This window comes from Agromyces sp. Y782 (assembly GCF_059445405.1).
Map to the genome: position 1 here is coordinate 583,510 of NZ_JCAIUG010000001.1, position 17,613 is coordinate 601,122.

The window sequence follows — 17,613 nt, forward strand, 5'->3', positions numbered from 1 at the left end:
AAGACTTCTTGCACAACACTTCTTGTGGATTCGACGCCGTGTCGGCCCCCCGCCATCGCCCATCGCCCTTCGCCCTCACATCGCCCTTCGCCGTCGAGAGTGCGCTTGATGTCGTTCTGTCGCCCGATTGGCGACATCGAGCGCACTCTCGATGAGGAAGATGCGGCTGCGGGCCGAGCTCAGGGGTCGGCGAGCTCAGGGGTCGGCGAGCTCAGGTTCCGACGAGCTCCAGTGTCTGGCGCGCGATCTCGAGCTCTTCGTTCGTGGGCACCACGAGCACGGCGGTCTTCGAGGCATCCGTCGAGATGCGCCGCGCCTCACTCCCCCGGGCCTGGTTGCGTTCGGCATCGAGCTCGACGCCGAACACCTCGAGCCCGGCGAGTGTGAGTCCGCGCACCTCGGGTGCGTTCTCGCCGACGCCGGCGGTGAAGACGATCGCATCGACACGGCCGAGTTGTGCGGCATACGCGCCGACATAGGAGCGGACGCGGTGCGCGTAGACGTCGAGGGCGAGCGTCGCCGCTTCGTCGCCCGCCGCCTGCGCGGCGACGAGGTCGCGCATGTCGGCGTGCCCGCTCAGGCCGAGGATGCCGCTCCGCGAGTTCAGCAGGCGATCGAGGCCGTCGGCGTCGAGCCCGGCGCGGCGCTGAAGGTGCAGGAGTACGGCTGGGTCGATATCGCCCGAGCGCGTACCCATCACGAGCCCCTCGAGCGGGGTCATACCCATGCTCGTCTCGACCGAACGGCCTTCTGCGATCGCGCAAGCGGATGCCCCGTTGCCGAGGTGCAGCACGATCATGCGCAGCTCTTCCACCGGGCGGCCCAGGAACTCCGCCGCCGCCCGCGAGACGAATCGGTGCGAGGTGCCGTGGAATCCGTAGCGACGGATGCGGTGCTTCGCCGCGAGCTCCCGGTCGATCGCGTAGGTGTACGCGGCAGGCGGCATCGTCTGGTGGAACGCCGTGTCGAACACCGCGACGTGCGGCACGTCGGGGAACGCGAGCTGGGCCGCCTCGATGCCCTCGAGGTTCGCCGGGTTGTGCAGCGGGGCGAGCGTCGAGAGCTCGTCGATGTTGATCTTCACGAGATCGGTGATCACCGTCGGTTCGAAGAATCGCGCTCCGCCCTGCACCACTCGGTGCCCGACGGCGATCGGCACGTTCGACTCGAGCGACGGCCCGTGCGTCGCGAACGCCTCGAGCATCACCGCGAACGCGGCCTCGTGATCGGGCACTTCGACGACCCCATCCCAATCGACGTCGAGGCCGTCGTGCTCACGTCCCTCGTTGTGGTGCCGGGCGTGGCCGACACCACGGCCGATGCGCTCGACGAGCCCGCTCGCGAGGGTCTGCGACGTCTCGACGTCGATGAGCTGGTACTTCAGCGACGAAGAACCCGAGTTGACGACGAGCACGATGCTCACGAGGCATCCGCCGCCTGGATCGCCGTGATCGCCACGGTGTTGACGATGTCTTGCACGAGGGCACCGCGCGAGAGGTCGTTGATCGGCTTGCGGAGCCCCTGCAGCACGGGCCCGATCGCCACGGCGCCCGACGAGCGCTGCACCGCCTTGTACGTGTTGTTGCCCGTGTTGAGGTCGGGGAAGATGAAGACCGTCGCCCGCCCCGCGACATCCGACTCGGGCAGCTTCGTGCGCGCCACCGCTGCGTCGGCCGCGGCGTCGTACTGGATCGGCCCCTCGACCGCGAGCTGCGGCGCCCGCTCGCGAACGAGCTCGGTGGCTCGCCGCACCTTGTCGACGTCGGCGCCAGAGCCCGACTCGCCCGTCGAGTACGAGAGCATCGCGATGCGCGGCTCGATGCCGAACTGCGACGCGGTCTCGGCCGAGGAGATCGCGATGTCGGCGAGCTGCTCGGCGGTGGGGTCGGGCACGATCGCGCAGTCGCCGTAGACGAGCACCCGGTCGGCGAGCGCCATCAGGAACACGCTCGAGACGACCTCGACGCCAGGCTTCGTCTTGATCACCTCGAACGACGGGCGGATCGTGTGCGCCGTCGTGTGCGCTGCGCCCGAGACCATGCCGTCGGCGAGTCCCAACTCGACCATCATCGTGCCGAAGTACGACACGTCTTGCACGGTCTCGCGAGCCTGCTCGAGCGTCACGCCCTTGTGCGCGCGACGTCGCTGATACTCCAGGGCGAAGCGGCTGACGTGCACGAAATCGTGGTTGGAGAGCACCTCGGCCGCCGCGATGTCGAGGCCGAGGCCGATCGCGCGCGAACGCACCTCGATCTCTTCACCCAGGATGACGAGGTCGGCGACGTCACGCGCGAGCAGCGTCGCCGCGGCGCGCAGCACCCGATCGTCGTAGCCCTCTGGCAGCACGATGCGCTTGCGCGTCTGCCTGGCCCGCTCGAGCAGGTCGTACTCGAACATGAGCGGCGTGACGACCTCGGGCCGGGCGACGTCGAGCAGGTCGAGCAGCGCCCGACCGTCGACGTGCTTCTCGAAGAGGGCGAGCGCAGTGTCGCGCTTGCGCTGGGAATCGGCGGCGAGCCGCCCGCGGGTGTGCGTGATCGCGAGTGCCGTGTCGTAGCTCGAGAGCTCGGTACGGATGATCGGCAGCCCGGCCTTCAGCCCGTCGACGAGCCGGTCGACCTGCTCGGCGATCGGGAACCCGCCGTTCAGCACGATGCCCGACAACGACGGGAAGGTCGCGCTCGCGTGCGCCGTGAGCACTCCGAGCAGCACTTCGCTGCGGTCGCCCGGCACCACGACGACCGCGCCCTCGGTGAGGCGGGTCAGCACGTTCTCCATCGACATGGCCCCGATGATGACGCCGAGCGCCTCGCGGTTCAGCAGTTCGGGGTCTCCGGCGTGCAAGGTGCCGTCGACCGCGGTCATGATCGCGAGCATCGAGGGTGCGACGAGGTAGGGGTCTTCGGGAATGGCCCAGACGGCGACGGCGCCGCCCTGAGCCTGCCGATGGGATGCCACGGGGCTGACGGCACCGCCGCTCGCGGCCACCCCGTTCGGTCCGGCCGCGGCGGTCACGGCCTCGACGATCTCTTGCAGCCGCTCGGGGTCGGCACGGTTGGCGACGATGCCGAGCAAGGTCGCGTGTTCGCGCTCGAGCTCTTCGACGGCGAGTTCGGTCAGCTGGGCGAGCTCTTGCGGGCTACGGGCGTCGGAGTAGCCGAGCCGCTCGGTGCGGCTGCGCCCCTGGCCTTGGCCGACCCGACCGCCGAGCACGAGCAGCACGGGCGCACCGAGGTTCGCCGCGATGCGCGCGTTGTAGGCGAGCTCGGTGGGGCTGCCGACATCCGTGAAGTCCGAGCCGATGATGACGACGGCGTCGCAGCGGTCTTCGACGGCCTTGAAGCGGGAGACGATCGTCGCGAGCGCCCCTTCGGGGTCGGCGTGCACATCGTCGTAGCGCACCCCCACGGCGTCGTCATAGGGAATCGGCACGACGCCCTCGTGGGCGAGCAGCAGTTCGAGCACGTAATCGCGTTCCGCGGTCGATCGCGCGATCGGCCGGAAGACGCCGACACGGGTCGCCCGCCGGGTCAGGGTGTCGAGTGCGCCGAGCGCAACGGTGGACTTGCCGGTGTTGCCTTCAGCCGAGCAGATGTAGATGCGGTGCGCCACCACTCCAGCCTATTGGGCGGGGCATGGACGAGGTCTGGGAATCCGCCCACTGTCGGCCCGAGTCGTCGGCCGGGTGCTGGTGGCAAAACCCGAGCAGTGTTCGCTTATGCTGATCGGGCACATCGCCGTGCCGCGCCGACTCCCCCATCGGCGCGTACTCCCCTTCCAGGAGCATCCGTGAACCCCATCGCCCTCATCGGAGCGGGCCCATCCGGCCTCGCCGGTGCCCGAGCACTCGCTGTCGCCGGCATCCCCTTCGACGGTTTCGAGGCCGGTCCCGACGTCGGGGGCCTCTGGAACATCGACAATCCGCGCAGCACCATGTACGAGTCGGCGCACCTGATCTCGAGCCGCACGACGACCGAGTTCGCCGAGTTCCCGATGGCTTCGAACGCCGACTACCCGAGCCACCGCGAACTGCTCGAGTACTTCCGCGCCTACGCCGACGCGTACGGCCTTCGCAAGTACTTCCGGTTCGAAACGAGGGTGACGGATGTCTCTCCGGTGCCCGGATCCGCCGGGCACGGATCCGGCGGACACGCATCCGACAGCGCACCCTTGTGGCGCGTCACCGCGGTCACCGCCGACGGCGAGACGATCACCGGCGACTACTCGGGCGTGATCCTCGCCAACGGCACGCTCGCCGAGCCCAACGTGCCCGACTTCGCGGGCGAGTTCGCGGGCCAGGTCATGCACACGAGCGCATACAAGTCGGCGAAGGTCTTCGAGGGCAAGCGGGTGCTCGTCATCGGCGCCGGCAACTCCGGGTGCGACATCGCAGTCGATGCGGTGCACCACGCGGCATCCGTCGACCTCAGTGTGCGCCGCGGGTACTACTTCGTGCCCCGGTACCTCTTCGGCCGGCCGTCGGACACCCTGAACCAGGGCCGGCCCCTGCCGGCCCGCATCAAGCAGTTCATCGACGCCCGCGTGCTGAAGGCGTTCACGGGCGACCCCGTGCGGTTCGGCTTCCCGAAGCCCGACTACAAGATCTACGAGTCGCACCCGATCGTGAACACGATGGTGTTGAACCACCTCGGGCAGGGCGACCTGCGGGTGATGCCCGACATCGACCGGTTCGACGGACACACGGTGCACTTCATGGACGGAACCTCGGGCGACTACGACCTCATCATGCTCGCCACCGGCTACACGCTCGACTACCCCTTCGTCGAGCGCGCCCACCTCAACTGGACGACGGCGTCGCCCTCGCTCTTCCTCAACATCTTCCCGCCCTCGTTCAACGGCCTCTTCGTGCTCGGCATGATCGAGGCGTCGGGCATCGGCTGGCAGGGCCGCTACGAGCAGGCCGAACTCATCGCCGCCTACTTGGCCGCCGCCGCAGATGCGCCCGACGACGCTGCGCGGTTCCGTGCGCGAGCGGATGCCCCGTGGCCCGACCTCACCGGCGGTTACCACTACCTCGGCCTCGACCGCATGTCGTACTACGTCAACAAAGACGCCTACCGGCGCACTCTGCGGCGCATGCTGGGCTCGTTGCCGCCGGCGTTCGCGCGCGGCATCACCTCCGCCGGACTCGCGTCGACGGGCTCGGCCGGGTCGAGGGGGTCGACGAGCTCGACGAACCCGACAGGCTCGGCGAGCTCCGACGACGGCGCCCGCGCATGAACATCGACGAGGTCGTCCTCAACTTCGCCCCGGGCTCGCTCATCGCCCTGAACGTGGTGCTCGGACTCATCATGTTCGGCATCGCGCTCGACACCGCGCCATCCGACTTCAAGGCCGTCGCGAAAGCACCGAAGGCGATGATCGTCGCGCTCGCAGCGCAGGTCATCCTGCTACCGGCGGTCACGTTCGGGCTCACCCTGCTGCTGAATGTGCAAGGGTCGATCGCGCTCGGCATGATCCTCGTGGCGTGCTGCCCACCCGGCAACATCTCGCAAGTGCTCACCTACCGCTCTGGTGGCAACGTGGCACTCTCGGTGTCGATGACCGCGGTGTCGAACGTCGTCTACATCTTCCTGCTGCCGGTGAGCCTGTCGTTCTGGGGCGGCCTCCACCCGACCGCGGGCGAACTCGTGCGGGCCGTGAGCCTCGACGGCTGGCAGATGCTCGCCGAGATCTTCCTCATCATCGGACTGCCCTTCTTCGCCGGGCTCCTGATCCGCGCCCGCTGGCCTCGCTTCGCGGCGAAGGTGCAGCCGTACGCGCGCTGGGTGAGCCTCATCGGGCTCGTCGGGTTCATCGCGGCCGCACTCATCGGCAACTGGGCGATCTTCATGGCGTTCATCGGCGTCGTGCTGCTCGCCGTCTTCCTGCACGACGCCGTGGCGCTCGGCCTCGGCTACGCGAGCGCCCGCATCGGCGGCCTCGGCGTGCGTGATCGCAAGGCGATCACCTTCGAGGTCGGCATCCGCAACGCGGGCCTCGGACTCGGCCTCGTCTTCGCGTTCTTCGGCGGACTCGGCGGCATGGCGATCGTCGCCGGCTGGTGGGGCATCTGGGACATCATCGCCGGCCTCACGGTCGCGACACTCTGGGGCAGACATTCGAAGCGAGCGGATGCCGCGGCAGCGGCTCGCTCGTCGGGCGGCCCACCGGTCGTCGCCCACGGTACCGACGCCGGCACGACCGAAGCGGAGCTCGGCGCATGAGGCGCGTGCTGGTCACCGGCGGTGCCGGGTTCCTCGGGTCGAACGCGGTTCGGGCGCTCGCCCGGCATCCCGACGTCGACGTCGTCGTGTCCGCCGACGTGCGGACACCGGCATCCGTGCCCGCCGGGGTCGTCATCGAGCCATGCGATGTCACGGATGTCGGCGCCGTTGCCGCGATCGTCGGCCGGCACCGCATCGACACGATCGTGCACCTCGCCGCGATCGTGAACCCCGGCGGTCAGAGCGAGGAGCTCGAGTACCGCGTCGACGTGGAGGGCACCCGCAACGTGCTCGACGCCGCCGTGGCATTCGGGGTGCCGCGCATCGTCGTCTCGTCGTCGGGCGCTGCGTACGGATACCACGCCGACAACCCCGAGTGGCTCGTCGAGACCGATGCGATCCGCGGTAACGAGGAGTTCAGCTACTCGCGGCACAAGCGGCTCGTCGAGGAGATGCTCTCGGGGTATCGCGTCGCGCACCCCGAGGTCGGACAGGTGGTGCTGCGCATCGGAACGATTCTCGGGCCGACCGTGGCGAACCAGATCACCGCGCTCTGGGACGGCCCGCGCATCCTCGCGATCCGAGGGTCGGAGAGCCCCTTCGTCTTCGTCTGGGTCGACGACGTCGTCAGCGCGATCGTGCGCGGCGCGACCGGTGACGTGACCGGTGCGTTCAACGTGGCCGGCGACGGACGCGTGACCGTCTCGGAGATCGCTGATGCCGTCGGCAAGCGCACCTTCACGCTTCGGCCGGCCGTGCTCACGTTCGCGCTGCGCGTCGGGCATGCCCTCAAGCTGACGGTGCACGGACCCGAGCGCGTCGGATTCTTGCAGTACCGCCCGGTGCTCGACAACTCACGCCTCAAGTCTGAGCTCGGCTACACGCCGGCGAAGACGAGCCGTGAGGCGTTCGATGCCTACCTCGCTGCCCGTGGGGCGCGCACCGCAACCGAGTAGGCGCGGCGTTTGACCGGTCGAGGAGGGTGCCGGCGCCGAATCGAGGCCCGCGGTCGTCCAGACGGTGCGATCGGTCGACGCACCGCTCAGCGATGTGCACAACTCCGGATGCGTCGCTCGACACGCCGCCCGTGGCATCCACTCTCTCCGCATGGCACGCCGAATCTCCGGAGTTCTGCACACGCGCGAGCCTCGGCAAGCGACGCGTCGCCGAGGCATCCGCTCGCTGAACGCGCCGCGGTCAGAGGCGCCACTCGCGCTCGGGTAGACTATCTCCGGCTCCTCACGTGGCGCCATCCAGGCCAACTCCCCCAGGGCGGAAACGCAGCAAGGGTAACCAGGCTCTGGCGGGTGCGTGAGGAGTCCCCGGGAGGATTCGCCTAGTGGCCTATGGCGCACGCTTGGAAAGCGTGTTGGGTGCAAGCCCTCGGGGGTTCGAATCCCCCATCCTCCGCCAGCAACACACAACGCCGGGTGCACGCACAGCACCCGGCGATGAGGCTCGAATCCCCCATCCTCCGCCAGCAACACACAACGCCGGGTGCACGCACAGCACCCGGCGATGAGGCTCGAATGGCCCGTTGACCGCGGCCTTTCGTGTTCCTGCAACACGCACGCTCACCCGCAATTCCGCCCGTGTCCTCATTAATGCGGAATAGCGAAGATCGGCGCACTCCCCCATGATGTGAGAGATGTCAGCAGCAGCGATGGAAACGAGGAGTGGGGACGCACGGGGCTCCTCCATCGGAGCGGCGACACTGGGGGGCGACGGCCTCAGGGTTCAAACCCTGAGGCCCCGTCGCACGCTCGGATGGAGCATCGGTCTACCCGTCGCGGCACTCGCGGTTCCATTGCTGGCAGCTGAACTCTGGCTCATGGACGCCGGCGAGACGTGGCCCATCGTCGTCGCGACCGCTGCCGTCGTCGTACTGCTGATCCTCGTCGCCTGGACCGGCTACCGACGCGCTCGTGCTTCGATCAGCAAGTACGGCATCGTCGAACGCGGCTTCTTCGGTGGGGTCTCGACGGTCGCCTCACGCGACGTTGCCGGTGTGCTGCGTGTGCAGCTGTACCGTGCGAACAGCCTCGACACGACGCAGGAGCTCTTCGTCGTCGAACGCACCGGACGCGGCGCGTTCCGCATGCGCGGCCGTTTCTGGGACGAGCCGGCCATGGACCAGGTCGCCGAAGTGCTCGGCGTGGAGGAGACCGTCGGCGCCGAGCCGATGACCCTCTCCGAGCTGCGCGAGGCGAACCCGCGCTTGCTCTACTGGTTCGAGCGGCGTTCGCTCAGTCACTGACGGCAGCCGTCGAGATGCCGAGCAGCGGTGAACGCGGCCGGCTCGAGGGCAGCTCGTGGAAACCGAGTCGATCGTAGAACGCCCGCGCGCCCGTGTTCGAGGCAGCGACGCCGAGGTGTACGCCGGGCGCGCCGTGCTCCGCGAGCGCTGCCCGAAGCGTGTCGATGAGGCGTCGGCCGAAGCCCTGGCCCTGCACTTCGGGCACCAGATCGATGTGCAGATGAGCGGGAAACTCGTCGAGCTCGGCGATGAGCATGCGCTCGGGCGACGCACCGGCTTCGACGAGTTGCGCCTCGGTGAACGCCGGGTTGCGACCAGTGGGTGCGCCTGGTGACGGATGCCGCGCGGTGAAGCCCGGGGACCACTCGCGTCTCCACCACTCCACGAACGCCGCAGTGTCGGGCACGCCGATGACGTAGCCGAGGACGCGCGCACCATCGGCCACGACGAACGCGAACTCGGGCGCGAAATCGACGTACGGCAGGGCGAAGACCTCGGGCATGAGCGTGTCGTCGGAGTAGTCCCCCGTCGCGTCGCCGCCGCCGGCTGCGGTGAGCAGGCAGGCGCGGGCGACCTGATCGCGGTCGGCGGGGTCGTATGGTCGGATCACAGGCACCCGACCATCCTCCCGCATCCGGGTGCTTGGTCGCGCGATCGACGGTCAGCGGCGCTTGGCCATGCCGAAGATGCCCGTGATCACCGTGGTCAGCACGTTCTGCGTGGCCCTCGAGCCCAGCACCTGCTCGAGCGCGGACCGCTCTTTCGACTGCGACGAGCGCGACCTCGACCGCGACCGCGAGCTCCCCGAGGTCTGCTTCATGAGCCGGTCGTACTCGGCCTGCGCCAACTTGTCGGCCTTCGCGGCATCCGCAGCGATCTTCGCCTGCATCTTCCCGTACTCCGCATCGGCCTTGGCCTTCGCGGCGGCGGCCTCTTCGGCATCGACCTTCGCCGCGGCATCCGCGAGCTTCTTCGTGAGGATCTCGTGCGCCGACTCGCGATCGATGCCGGTGCCGTACCTCGCGAGCAGCGGCGATGCGGCCACGGCGGCGTCGATCGCGGCATCCGGTGACGGCGACATGGATGCCTGCGGTGCGCGCAGTCTCGTCCATGCCACGGGAGAAGGAGCGCCCTTCTCGTTCATGACCGTGACGATCGCCTCGCCCGTGCCGAGTTGGGTGAGCGCTTCTTCGAGGTCGTAGCCCGACTTCGGGTAGGTCGATACGGTCGCCCGCAGCGCCTTCGCATCGTCGGGCGTGAACGCGCGCAACTGGTGCTGCACCCGCGAGCCGAGCTGTGCGAGCACGTCGGCGGGCACGTCTTTCGGGGTCTGTGTGACGAAGAAGACGCCGACGCCTTTCGAGCGGATGAGACGCACGGTCTGCGTGATCTGGGCGAGGAAGTCCTTCGACGCGTCCGTGAAGAGCAAGTGCGCCTCGTCGAAGAAGAACACGAGCTTCGGCTGGTCGAGGTCGCCGACCTCTGGCAGGTCGGTGAAGAGGTCGGCGAGCAGCCACATGAGAAAGGTCGAGTAGAGCGCGGGCTTGTCGGCGACTCCCGGCACCTCGAGCAGGCTGATGATGCCGCGACCATCGGATGCCACGCGCAGGAACTCGGCCGTGTCGATCTCGGGTTCCCCGAAGAAGACGTCGGCGCCCTGGTCGGCGAACGTGATGAGTTCGCGGAGGATCACCCCGACGGTCGCTTTCGACAGTCCGCCGAGGCCCTCGAGTTCGGGCTTGCCCTCGTCGCTGATGAGATAGGCGAGCACGGCCCGCAGGTCTTCGAGGTCGAGCAGGGCGAGATTGCTGTTGTTCGCGTAGTGGAAGACGAGACCGAGGCTCGACTCCTGAGTCTCGTTCAGACCGAGCGCCTTCGAGAGCAGCAGCGGCCCGAAGCCCGAGATCGTCGCCCGGATCGGCACGCCTCGGCCGACGCCGCCGAGCGAGTAGAACTCGGTCGGGAAGCTCGCGGCGGTCCATTCCTGCCCGATGCCGGCCGTGCGCTTCAGCAGCTTCTCGTTGCCGTCGCCCGGCGTCGCGACGCCCGAGAGGTCACCCTTGATATCGGCTGCGAAGACGGCGACGCCGTTGCTCGAGAGCTGCTCGGCGAGCACCTGCAGGGTGCGGGTCTTGCCGGTTCCCGTCGCGCCGGCGACGAGCCCGTGGCGGTTCGTCATCGCGAGCGGGATGCGCACCGGCACGTCGGGCAGCGCCTCGCCGTTGACGAGCGCGCCCATCTCGAGCGCGGCGCCCTCGAAGGCGTACCCGGCGCGGATCGCGTCGATGTGCGTCTGGTCGAGCGGGCCCGCGGATGCCGCGGTAGCGCTCCCGTTCCCCGAGCCCGTCGAAGGGCGAGCGCGGGGGTCGTGGGTGCACTCGTCGCTTCGACGGGCTCAGCGGGCGGTGTTGCCGCAGCCGCGGCATCCGTCACTTCGACGGGCTCAGCGGGCGGTGTTGCCGCAGCCGCGGCATCCGTCATCGCCGCCTCGGCTGCCGCCTCGGCTGCCGCCTGCGCGAGCGCCGCGGCCTCTTCGGCCTTCTTGATCGCTTCGGCCGCCTGCACCTGCAGGGCCTTCGCTGCCTCGGCCGCTGCAACGGCCGCCTCCTGAGCTTGCTTCACCGCGTCGTCGGCCATGTGGCGATCCTAGCGAGGGGTCGTCCCGGCCACCTCTGCGCCGCAACGACCCTTTGTGCCGCAACGACGCTTCATACGGCACGTGGCGCGGCGAAACGCCGTCACGGTGATTCGGAGGCGACCGCGTGTTCACGCAGAACGCGTCACGACGGGAACGGCAGGGCACGTCCCGTCTCGATCCACGATTTGACGCTCGAGAGCAGGAGCGGCCATGTGCCGTAGGCCTCCGCCTCGGACGGGTGGCCGTCACTCCACTCGTCGTTCGTGAAGGTGAGCTTGGTGAGTTCCTCCCCGGCCGGTTCGAGTCGCCAGGTCATGCGACTGCGGAGCTCGGCGTGGTTCTCACGGTAGGTGGGTCCGGGGTGCTCCGAGAGCTGCAGCACGCGGCCGGGCTCGGCCGCGAGCACTTCGCCGTAGACGTGAACGGTCTCGTCGCCGTCCTGCCCCGGCCCCACGTACTCGTATCGGGCGCCAGGCGTGAGTTCGCCGCGAAGCACCGACCCCCACATGACGGCGCGGCTGCCCTCTTCGCCCGTGATCGCGTCCCAGACGCGCTGCGGGTCGGCGGCGATGTAGGTGGTCATCTCGAAGTCGGGCATGCGAGTCTCCTCATGTTGATCAGCAGTGGGTACGAGATCGACGGTACGGATGCCCCGGTGCCCGCGTCTTGCACAAACGCGACCCTCGCTCCACAGCGGCACGGCCGTCATGCCGCTTCCCGACGCGCCGGAACCGGCCGCCGTGGGCCCAGGTTCAGGCGGCCGCGTCGGTGGGGCTGGCCATACTGGGGGCATGCCCCGCACCGACGATTACTGGCGCTCACGCGCCGGAGCTGCCACGAAGGGCGTGCTCGCGCCGCGCGGCGGCGAGCCGGGCATCGCGCCGCTCGCGCGCGATGCCGCCGAGCAGGCTCGGTCAGCCGAGGCGCCGGTGCGCCTCACGCGGTACCCGGTGAGTCCCGAGCTCGCCGGGCTCGTGCGTCACGTCTGGATTCCTCGCTGGCGACTTCCGCCCGGTGTCGTCGTCGAGCAGGAAATCCTCGAGTACCCGTCGGCGAACCTCGTGATCGAGCGCGACACCGCGGCACTGTACGGCCCCGAGCTCGGTCGCGGTCGCCAACGCCTCGAGGGCGAGGGATGGGCGTTCGGCGCGCTGCTGCAACCCGGCGTTGCACACCGGCTGGTACCGGGCACCGTGCGGTCGCTCGTCGGCTCCTCGGTGGCGCTCGAAGAACTGCGGGTGACGGATGCCTCGGGGCTCGCGACATCCGTTCGCCGCGCGATCGCCGCGGATGACGACGGCGGCGCGATCACGGTGTTCGAGCGGTGGCTGGCGGCGCAGTGCATCGAGCTCGACGCGGATGCCGCCCTCGTGCGACAGGTCGTCGAGCTCGCTGAAGCCGATCGGATGATCCTCCGAGCCGACGACCTCGCGCGCGCAACGGGGCTCAGCCTGCGCGCACTCGAGCGGCTCGTTCGCGAGCGCGTCGGCCTCACCCCGAAATGGCTGATCAGCCGATACCGCATGCAGGAGGCGGCGCAGCTGCTCGCGACATCCGACCCGCCGCCGCTCGCCGAACTCGCCGCGACGCTGGGATTCGCCGACCAGGCGCACTTCACCCGGCAGTTCCGTGCCGTGATCGGCCAGACCCCGCGCCGCTACGCGCTCGCCGCGCGATCGGCCGCCACCGCCGGCTGAGCGGGTGACCCGGGGTCTCCCGCTCTCGCCGGCCTCGCCATCGTGCGGGCCTCGCCATAGTGTGGAGGTGTGAGCCCGAAGGCGAGTACGGCCGAGATGCTCGAGATCGGCGACCGAGAGGTGCGCATCTCGAGCCCGGGCAAGCTCGTCTTCCCAGAGCTGGGCCTCACCAAGCTCGACCTCGTGCGGTACTACCTGGCCGTGGCCGACGGCGCGCTGCGCGGTGCGGCCGGCCGGCCGATGGTGCTGAAGCGCTTCGTCAAGGGCATCGACCAGGAGGCGTTCTTCCAGAAGCGCGCCCCCGAGAACCGGCCGGAGTGGATCGAGACTGCGACTCTGCACTACGCCTCGGGAAATTCGGCCGAAGAGGTCGTGGTTCGGGATGCCGCGGCGCTCGCGTGGGTCGTGAACCTCGGCTGCATCGACCTCAACCCGCACCCGGTTCGCGCCGAAGACCTCGACCACCCCGACGAACTACGGGTGGACCTCGACCCGATGCCGGGCGTCGACTGGTCGCAGATCGTCGATGTCGCGATGATCTCGCGCGAGGTGCTCGCCGACCACGGTCTCGTCGGATGGCCGAAGACCTCGGGTTCGCGGGGCATGCACATCTCGGTGCGCATCGAGCCACGGTGGAACTACCACGACGTGCGGCTGGCCGCTGAGACGCTCGCCCGCGAGGTCGAGCTGCGGGCCCCGGGTCTTGCGAGCGCACGATGGTGGAAGGAGGAGCGCGGCGAGAGCGTCTTCGTCGACTTCAACCAGAACGCGAAGGATCGCACCGTGGCATCCGCTTACTCGGTACGGGCCGTGCCCGATGCCCGCGTTTCGACGCCGCTCGACTGGGAGGAGGTGCGTGACAGCCATCCCGAACGGTTCACCGTGCCGACCGTGCTCGAGCGGTTCGCCGAACGCGGCGACGTCGCCGCCGGGATCGACGAGGCCGCCGGAAGCCTCGACGCGCTGCTCCGACGAGCAGAGGAGCTCGGTCCGGCCGAAAAGCCTCCCGCGCGCGGAGACGGCTCGGGCCGTCGCGCGTCGACCATGCCGCTCATCGAGATCGCACGCACGAAGACCAAGCCCGAGGCGCTCGATGCCCTCGAGCGGTGGAAGGCGAAGCACGTCGACGCCGCGGCGCTGCTCGAACCCGCCGACGTGCTCGTCGACGGCATGCGTGGAAGCTCGTCGCTCTGGTACCGCATCCGGGTGAACCTGCAACACGTGCCCGAGGCGTCGCGACCGGCGCAAGAGGCACTCGAAGCCGACTACGACCCGTGGGCGGGCCGCGGCGACGATCGACCGCAGTCGTGAGCGACCTGGGCCCCGTCGATCCCGGACACGGAGCGGATGTCGCGTGGCTGCGCCGATGGCGGCTGCGCGCCGACGGCGATGCCCGCACCACCGCGTCGAGCACGCTCATGCCCGTGCGCACGGAGGACGGTGAATCAGCGATGCTGAAGATCGCCCACGTCGACGAGGAGGAACGCGGCGGCGAACTGCTCGAGCGGTTGGAGGGCGAGGGCGTCGCGCGCGTGTTGCGACGGCTCGGGCCCGCGGTGCTGCTCGAGCGAGCGACGGGAACCCGGGATCTCGTTCGAATGGTCGAGCTCGGGCACGACGACGATGCCACCCGCGTGCTCTGCGAGGCGGCCGATCGCATCCACCAGGCGCCCCTCGAGCCGCTCCTCGCCGCCCCGTCTCCGCTCGTGGACCTGCCGACGTGGTTCCGCGAACTCTTCGCCCGCGCCGACGACCTGGGCGCGTTGCACCGTCGGGGTGCTGATCTGGCCAGGGAACTGTTCGCGGATCCGCTCGATGAGGTGGTGCTGCACGGCGACCTGCACCACGGCAACGTGCTCGACTTCGGCGACCGGGGATGGCTCGCCATCGACCCGAAGGGCCTCGTCGGCGAGAGCGCGTTCGATTACTGCAACCTGCTCTGCAATCCGTCGTACGAACGCGCGCTCGTGCCCGGGCGGCTCGAACGGCAGTTCGGCGTGGCCATCGCAGCCACCGCGCTCGATCCGGCCCGATTCGCACGCTGGCTCGTCGCGTGGTGCGCGCTCTCATCGACATGGTTCGCGATCGACGACGACCCGATGCACGCCGACTCGGCGGCGGCGATCGGTGAGCGCGCGCTCACGCTCGTCTGAACCACCCTCACATCGCCCCTCAACTCCATCGAGAGTGCGCGTCACGTCGTTCTCAGGCGGATGAAGCAACCCGACGCGCACTCTCGATGCCCCGTGACTGTGCCCCGCCACGCCTCATGCCCAGCCGCGGGTGACCAGCGCGTGACGAAGGAGCCCGAAGACCTCGCTCCGACGTGTGTCCTTGTTCACCCGGATGACGATCCATCCGTTCGCGGCGAGCTCGTTCAGCCGATCGACGTCCTTCGCCCATTGAGCCGCATCCGCTCGGTGGTGCTGGCCGTCGTACTCGAGAATCACGCGGTACGCGCCGAACACGAGATCGGCGCGTGTCCTGCGTCCGGACGCAAGATCGATGACGCCGTTCGGCTCGGGTTCGGGGAATCCCGCGTCGATCACATCGAGGCGCAGGAGGGTCTCCCGAGGCGACTCGGATCGCGGCCTGAGGCGCGCGCGTGCCCGGCGCAGTGCACGAGCACCGCGCTTGCCCCCGTACCGCGTGATCGCCGCATCGATCTCGGATTCGCTCGCAAGCGCTCGCGGCAGGCCGATCAGCCGATCGCCCGCGACGATGAGGTCGCGCTCACCGAGGTCGGCGGCGAGCTGGCACCACGCATCCGCTGCGGCGACGACCCGCAAGCCTCGTCGCCGCGCGATCCGCGGTTCAACGTGCGCCCGGTGGCCGATGACGGCACCGGCACGCGTCGGATGTGCGCCGTTCCACACCACGGTGTGCAGACGCGGATCGGCTTGCACCCTCCACGGGAGCGGAAGGCCCCAGAGCTCGGCAGCGGTCGCGTGACTGAACGCCTCGGTCGGTCCGAGGCGGAGGGAATACGCCTCGCACAGCGCGAAGCGCCCGTGCATCGTCGACGATGAGCGGATGCCCCGGAACGGAACGACGAGATCCCTCGAGCGGAGACGCGCTGCGGTCACACCCGCTGCACGCGCCGTGGCAAGGGTGAACGGTCCTGAACCGATGCTCGCGGGGAGCGGTGAGGGTGCGCATGCACCCACCCTCGACGATCCTGCGAGTGGTCGGTGTCGTTCTCGGGCCGCCTGTGGAACCGAATCCGCGTTGTCCACAGCCCGAGCGAGTCGGTCGTCGCCAGATCATCATCGAAAGTGCGCTTCCGGTCGCTTCGATGAGATCAGAGCGACACGAAGCGCACTTTCGACGAAAGGGGTACGAAGGGGATAGGGAATGTGCGGGGATGGAGCGAGGGCGAGGGACGGACGGGAAACGGGCGGACGAGGCGAGGGACGGACGGGAAACGGACGGACGGACGGGAGCCGGACGGACGGACGGGAAGCGGGCGGACGCGGCGAGGCTCAGGCGAGGCGGTCTTCGAAGCCCCAGGGTTGGCCGTAGCCGCCGTCGGTGATGGGGCGGGCCATGAGGTCGAGGAAGGGTGCGGCGTCGAAGGCTTCAGGTCCGAGCACGCCCCGGCCCGACCACGCACCGGTCGCGAGGAGCTCGAGGGCGATGACGGGGTTCAGGGCGGTCTGCCAGACCACGCACTGGCTGTCGTACTCGGCCATTGTCCATTCGTTGTCGGCGACGTGGTACAGGTACACCTCGCGCGGTCGCCGGTCGATGCCGATGCCCGTGACCCAGAGCCCGGCGCAGGTCTTGCCCGTCATGCGCGGGCCGATCGTTGCGGGGTCGGGCAGGGACGCGGCCACCACGTCGCGCGGGGCGACGTGCACCGGGCCGTCGTCGCTGCGTACTCTGACGGGGCTCGTCGAGTCGAGGCCGAGCAGGTGCAGCACCTGCAGCACGTTGATGAACTCGGCACCGAGGCCGTACTTGAAGGTGACGCGTTTCGCGTCGATCCAGCGCGGCATGAGCAGCACCTCTTCGTGCTCGACGTTGACGCACTCGACCGGCCCGATGCCCTCGGGGAAGACGAACACCTCGGGCTCGGAGAACGGCGGGGTGGTGAACCAGCCCGCATCCTTCTCCCAGATGACCGGCGGATTCAGGCACTCCTCGATCGTGGTCCAGATCGAGAACGAGGGCGCGAAGATCTCGTTTCCCGCCTCGTCGGTGACCACGAGGTTCGCGCCGTCGCGCACGCCGAGCTCGTCGATCTCGACGAAGAGGTGATCGGCGGCGTACCGGGCGAACACGTCGCTGAGGCCCGGCTCGACGCCCATGCCCACGAGGGCGAGCCGGCCCGCGGCATCCCAGTCACCCGATTGTGCGAACTGGTCGTCGCCGAGCTTCACCCCCGTGATGTCGTACGGGGCGACCGGATGCGGCTCTGACAGGCTCATCGCCATGTCGAGGTAGTCGGCTCCCGCAGCGAGCGCTCCGGCGAAGATCGACGGCACGAACTTCGGCTCGACCGCGTTCATCACGTGCGTCGCATCGAACTCGAGGGCGACGGCAGTGACGACGTAGGGGTCGCTCGCGTCGATCTGGGCGGTATCGAATCGACTCGCGACCTCGTCACCGTGCTTGGCGCGGATCCACGCGAGCGTGCGCTCGGCGCGGGTCTCGTCGTAGTCGGCGATCACGAGCAACTCGAAGAAGTCTCGGCGAGCGGCGATCTTGGCGATGGAGTCTCCGACGCCTCCGGCGCCGACGAGGAGGATGCGCATGAGCCGACGCTATCGTGACCCGGCGCAGGTGCCAACG

13 protein-coding genes, 1 tRNA gene, 1 other RNA gene and 1 pseudogene are annotated in these 17,613 nt (G+C 69.2%); 9 read left to right on the forward strand and 7 right to left on the reverse strand.

The annotated features are described in order from the left end of the window. Positions 1-211: 211 nt before the first annotated feature. Positions 212-1,423, reverse strand: coding sequence for an acetate/propionate family kinase (locus tag AC1C2S_RS02655; protein ID WP_495350990.1), 1,212 nt, complete (start codon positions 1,421-1,423; stop codon positions 212-214). After that, positions 1,420-3,612, reverse strand: coding sequence for a phosphate acetyltransferase (gene pta, locus AC1C2S_RS02660; protein WP_495350991.1), 2,193 nt, complete (start codon positions 3,610-3,612; stop codon positions 1,420-1,422). The genes AC1C2S_RS02655 and pta overlap by 4 nt, the downstream gene beginning before the upstream one ends. A 177-nt stretch (positions 3,613-3,789) precedes the next feature. Between pta and AC1C2S_RS02665 the strand changes: the two genes are divergently transcribed. The 6 genes from AC1C2S_RS02665 to AC1C2S_RS02690 all read left to right on the forward strand — a co-directional run bounded on the left by AC1C2S_RS02665 (position 3,790) and on the right by AC1C2S_RS02690 (position 8,484). After that, the gene (locus tag AC1C2S_RS02665; protein WP_495350992.1) at positions 3,790-5,241 is read left to right on the forward strand and encodes a flavin-containing monooxygenase; all 1,452 of its coding nucleotides are present in this window, start codon (positions 3,790-3,792) and stop codon (positions 5,239-5,241) included. Next, complete coding sequence (locus AC1C2S_RS02670) at positions 5,238-6,227, forward strand: bile acid:sodium symporter family protein (RefSeq protein WP_495350993.1); 990 nt, start codon at positions 5,238-5,240, stop codon at positions 6,225-6,227. The genes AC1C2S_RS02665 and AC1C2S_RS02670 overlap by 4 nt, the downstream gene beginning before the upstream one ends. Beyond that, the gene (locus AC1C2S_RS02675) at positions 6,224-7,183 is read left to right on the forward strand and encodes an NAD-dependent epimerase/dehydratase family protein (RefSeq protein ID WP_495350994.1); all 960 of its coding nucleotides are present in this window, start codon (positions 6,224-6,226) and stop codon (positions 7,181-7,183) included. Before AC1C2S_RS02670 ends, AC1C2S_RS02675 begins: the two co-directional genes overlap by 4 nt. Positions 7,184-7,457: 274 nt before the next feature. Further along, an RNA gene (gene ffs / locus AC1C2S_RS02680) (signal recognition particle sRNA small type) lies at positions 7,458-7,554 on the forward strand. Beyond that, positions 7,553-7,640: transfer RNA gene (locus AC1C2S_RS02685), tRNA-Ser, on the forward strand. Before ffs ends, AC1C2S_RS02685 begins: the two co-directional genes overlap by 2 nt. Positions 7,641-8,058: 418 nt before the next feature. Then, complete coding sequence (locus tag AC1C2S_RS02690; protein ID WP_495350995.1) at positions 8,059-8,484, forward strand: hypothetical protein; 426 nt, start codon at positions 8,059-8,061, stop codon at positions 8,482-8,484. Here the strand turns inward: AC1C2S_RS02690 and AC1C2S_RS02695 are convergent. From AC1C2S_RS02695 to AC1C2S_RS02705, 3 genes and pseudogenes are all read right to left on the reverse strand, one after another. After that, positions 8,474-9,100 carry a GNAT family N-acetyltransferase gene (locus tag AC1C2S_RS02695; RefSeq protein ID WP_495350996.1) on the reverse strand — a complete coding sequence of 209 codons (627 nt, stop codon included), beginning with the start codon at positions 9,098-9,100 and terminating at the stop codon, positions 8,474-8,476. The two genes, AC1C2S_RS02690 and AC1C2S_RS02695, sit on opposite strands and share 11 nt — an antisense overlap. Before the next feature lie 45 nt (positions 9,101-9,145). Next, a pseudogene (locus AC1C2S_RS02700) lies at positions 9,146-11,121 on the reverse strand (helicase HerA-like domain-containing protein). Between the two features lie 143 nt (positions 11,122-11,264). Then, a complete protein-coding gene (locus tag AC1C2S_RS02705) occupies positions 11,265-11,720 on the reverse strand; it encodes an SRPBCC domain-containing protein (protein ID WP_495350997.1) in 456 nt (151 codons plus the stop codon). Positions 11,721-11,913: 193 nt separating this feature from the next. On the opposite strand from AC1C2S_RS02705, the gene AC1C2S_RS02710 reads away from it, so the two are divergent. From AC1C2S_RS02710 to AC1C2S_RS02720, 3 genes are all read left to right on the forward strand, one after another. Further along, complete coding sequence (locus tag AC1C2S_RS02710) at positions 11,914-12,819, forward strand: helix-turn-helix domain-containing protein (RefSeq protein ID WP_495350998.1); 906 nt, start codon at positions 11,914-11,916, stop codon at positions 12,817-12,819. Positions 12,820-12,888: 69 nt separating this feature from the next. After that, complete coding sequence (ligD, locus tag AC1C2S_RS02715; RefSeq protein WP_495350999.1) at positions 12,889-14,130, forward strand: non-homologous end-joining DNA ligase; 1,242 nt, start codon at positions 12,889-12,891, stop codon at positions 14,128-14,130. Beyond that, a complete protein-coding gene (locus AC1C2S_RS02720; RefSeq protein WP_495351000.1) occupies positions 14,127-14,972 on the forward strand; it encodes an aminoglycoside phosphotransferase family protein in 846 nt (281 codons plus the stop codon). The genes ligD and AC1C2S_RS02720 overlap by 4 nt, the downstream gene beginning before the upstream one ends. A gap of 114 nt (positions 14,973-15,086) precedes the next feature. On the opposite strand, the gene AC1C2S_RS02725 is transcribed toward AC1C2S_RS02720, so the two are convergent. Both AC1C2S_RS02725 and AC1C2S_RS02730 read right to left on the reverse strand, forming a co-directional pair. Further along, entirely contained in the window at positions 15,087-15,905 is an 819-nt protein-coding gene (locus AC1C2S_RS02725; protein ID WP_495351001.1) for a DUF559 domain-containing protein, read from the reverse strand. 396 nt (positions 15,906-16,301) lie between these two features. Then, positions 16,302-17,576 (reverse strand): saccharopine dehydrogenase family protein, encoded by a 1,275-nt coding sequence (locus AC1C2S_RS02730; RefSeq protein WP_495351002.1) that lies wholly within the window; start codon positions 17,574-17,576, stop codon positions 16,302-16,304. Between the last annotated feature and the right edge of the window lie 37 nt (positions 17,577-17,613).

Excerpts from the sequence above, each read along its gene's own strand:
- AC1C2S_RS02670 (WP_495350993.1), top strand. The coding sequence starts at position 5,238 with ATGAACATCGACGAGGTCGTCCTCAACTTCGCCCCGGGCTCGCTCATC.
- AC1C2S_RS02675 (WP_495350994.1), top strand. The coding sequence starts at position 6,224 with ATGAGGCGCGTGCTGGTCACCGGCGGTGCCGGGTTCCTCGGGTCGAAC.
- AC1C2S_RS02690 (WP_495350995.1), top strand. The coding sequence starts at position 8,059 with ATGGACGCCGGCGAGACGTGGCCCATCGTCGTCGCGACCGCTGCCGTC.
- AC1C2S_RS02705 (WP_495350997.1), bottom strand. The coding sequence starts at position 11,720 with ATGCCCGACTTCGAGATGACCACCTACATCGCCGCCGACCCGCAGCGC.
- AC1C2S_RS02710 (WP_495350998.1), top strand. The coding sequence starts at position 11,914 with ATGCCCCGCACCGACGATTACTGGCGCTCACGCGCCGGAGCTGCCACG.
- AC1C2S_RS02730 (WP_495351002.1), bottom strand. The coding sequence starts at position 17,576 with ATGCGCATCCTCCTCGTCGGCGCCGGAGGCGTCGGAGACTCCATCGCC.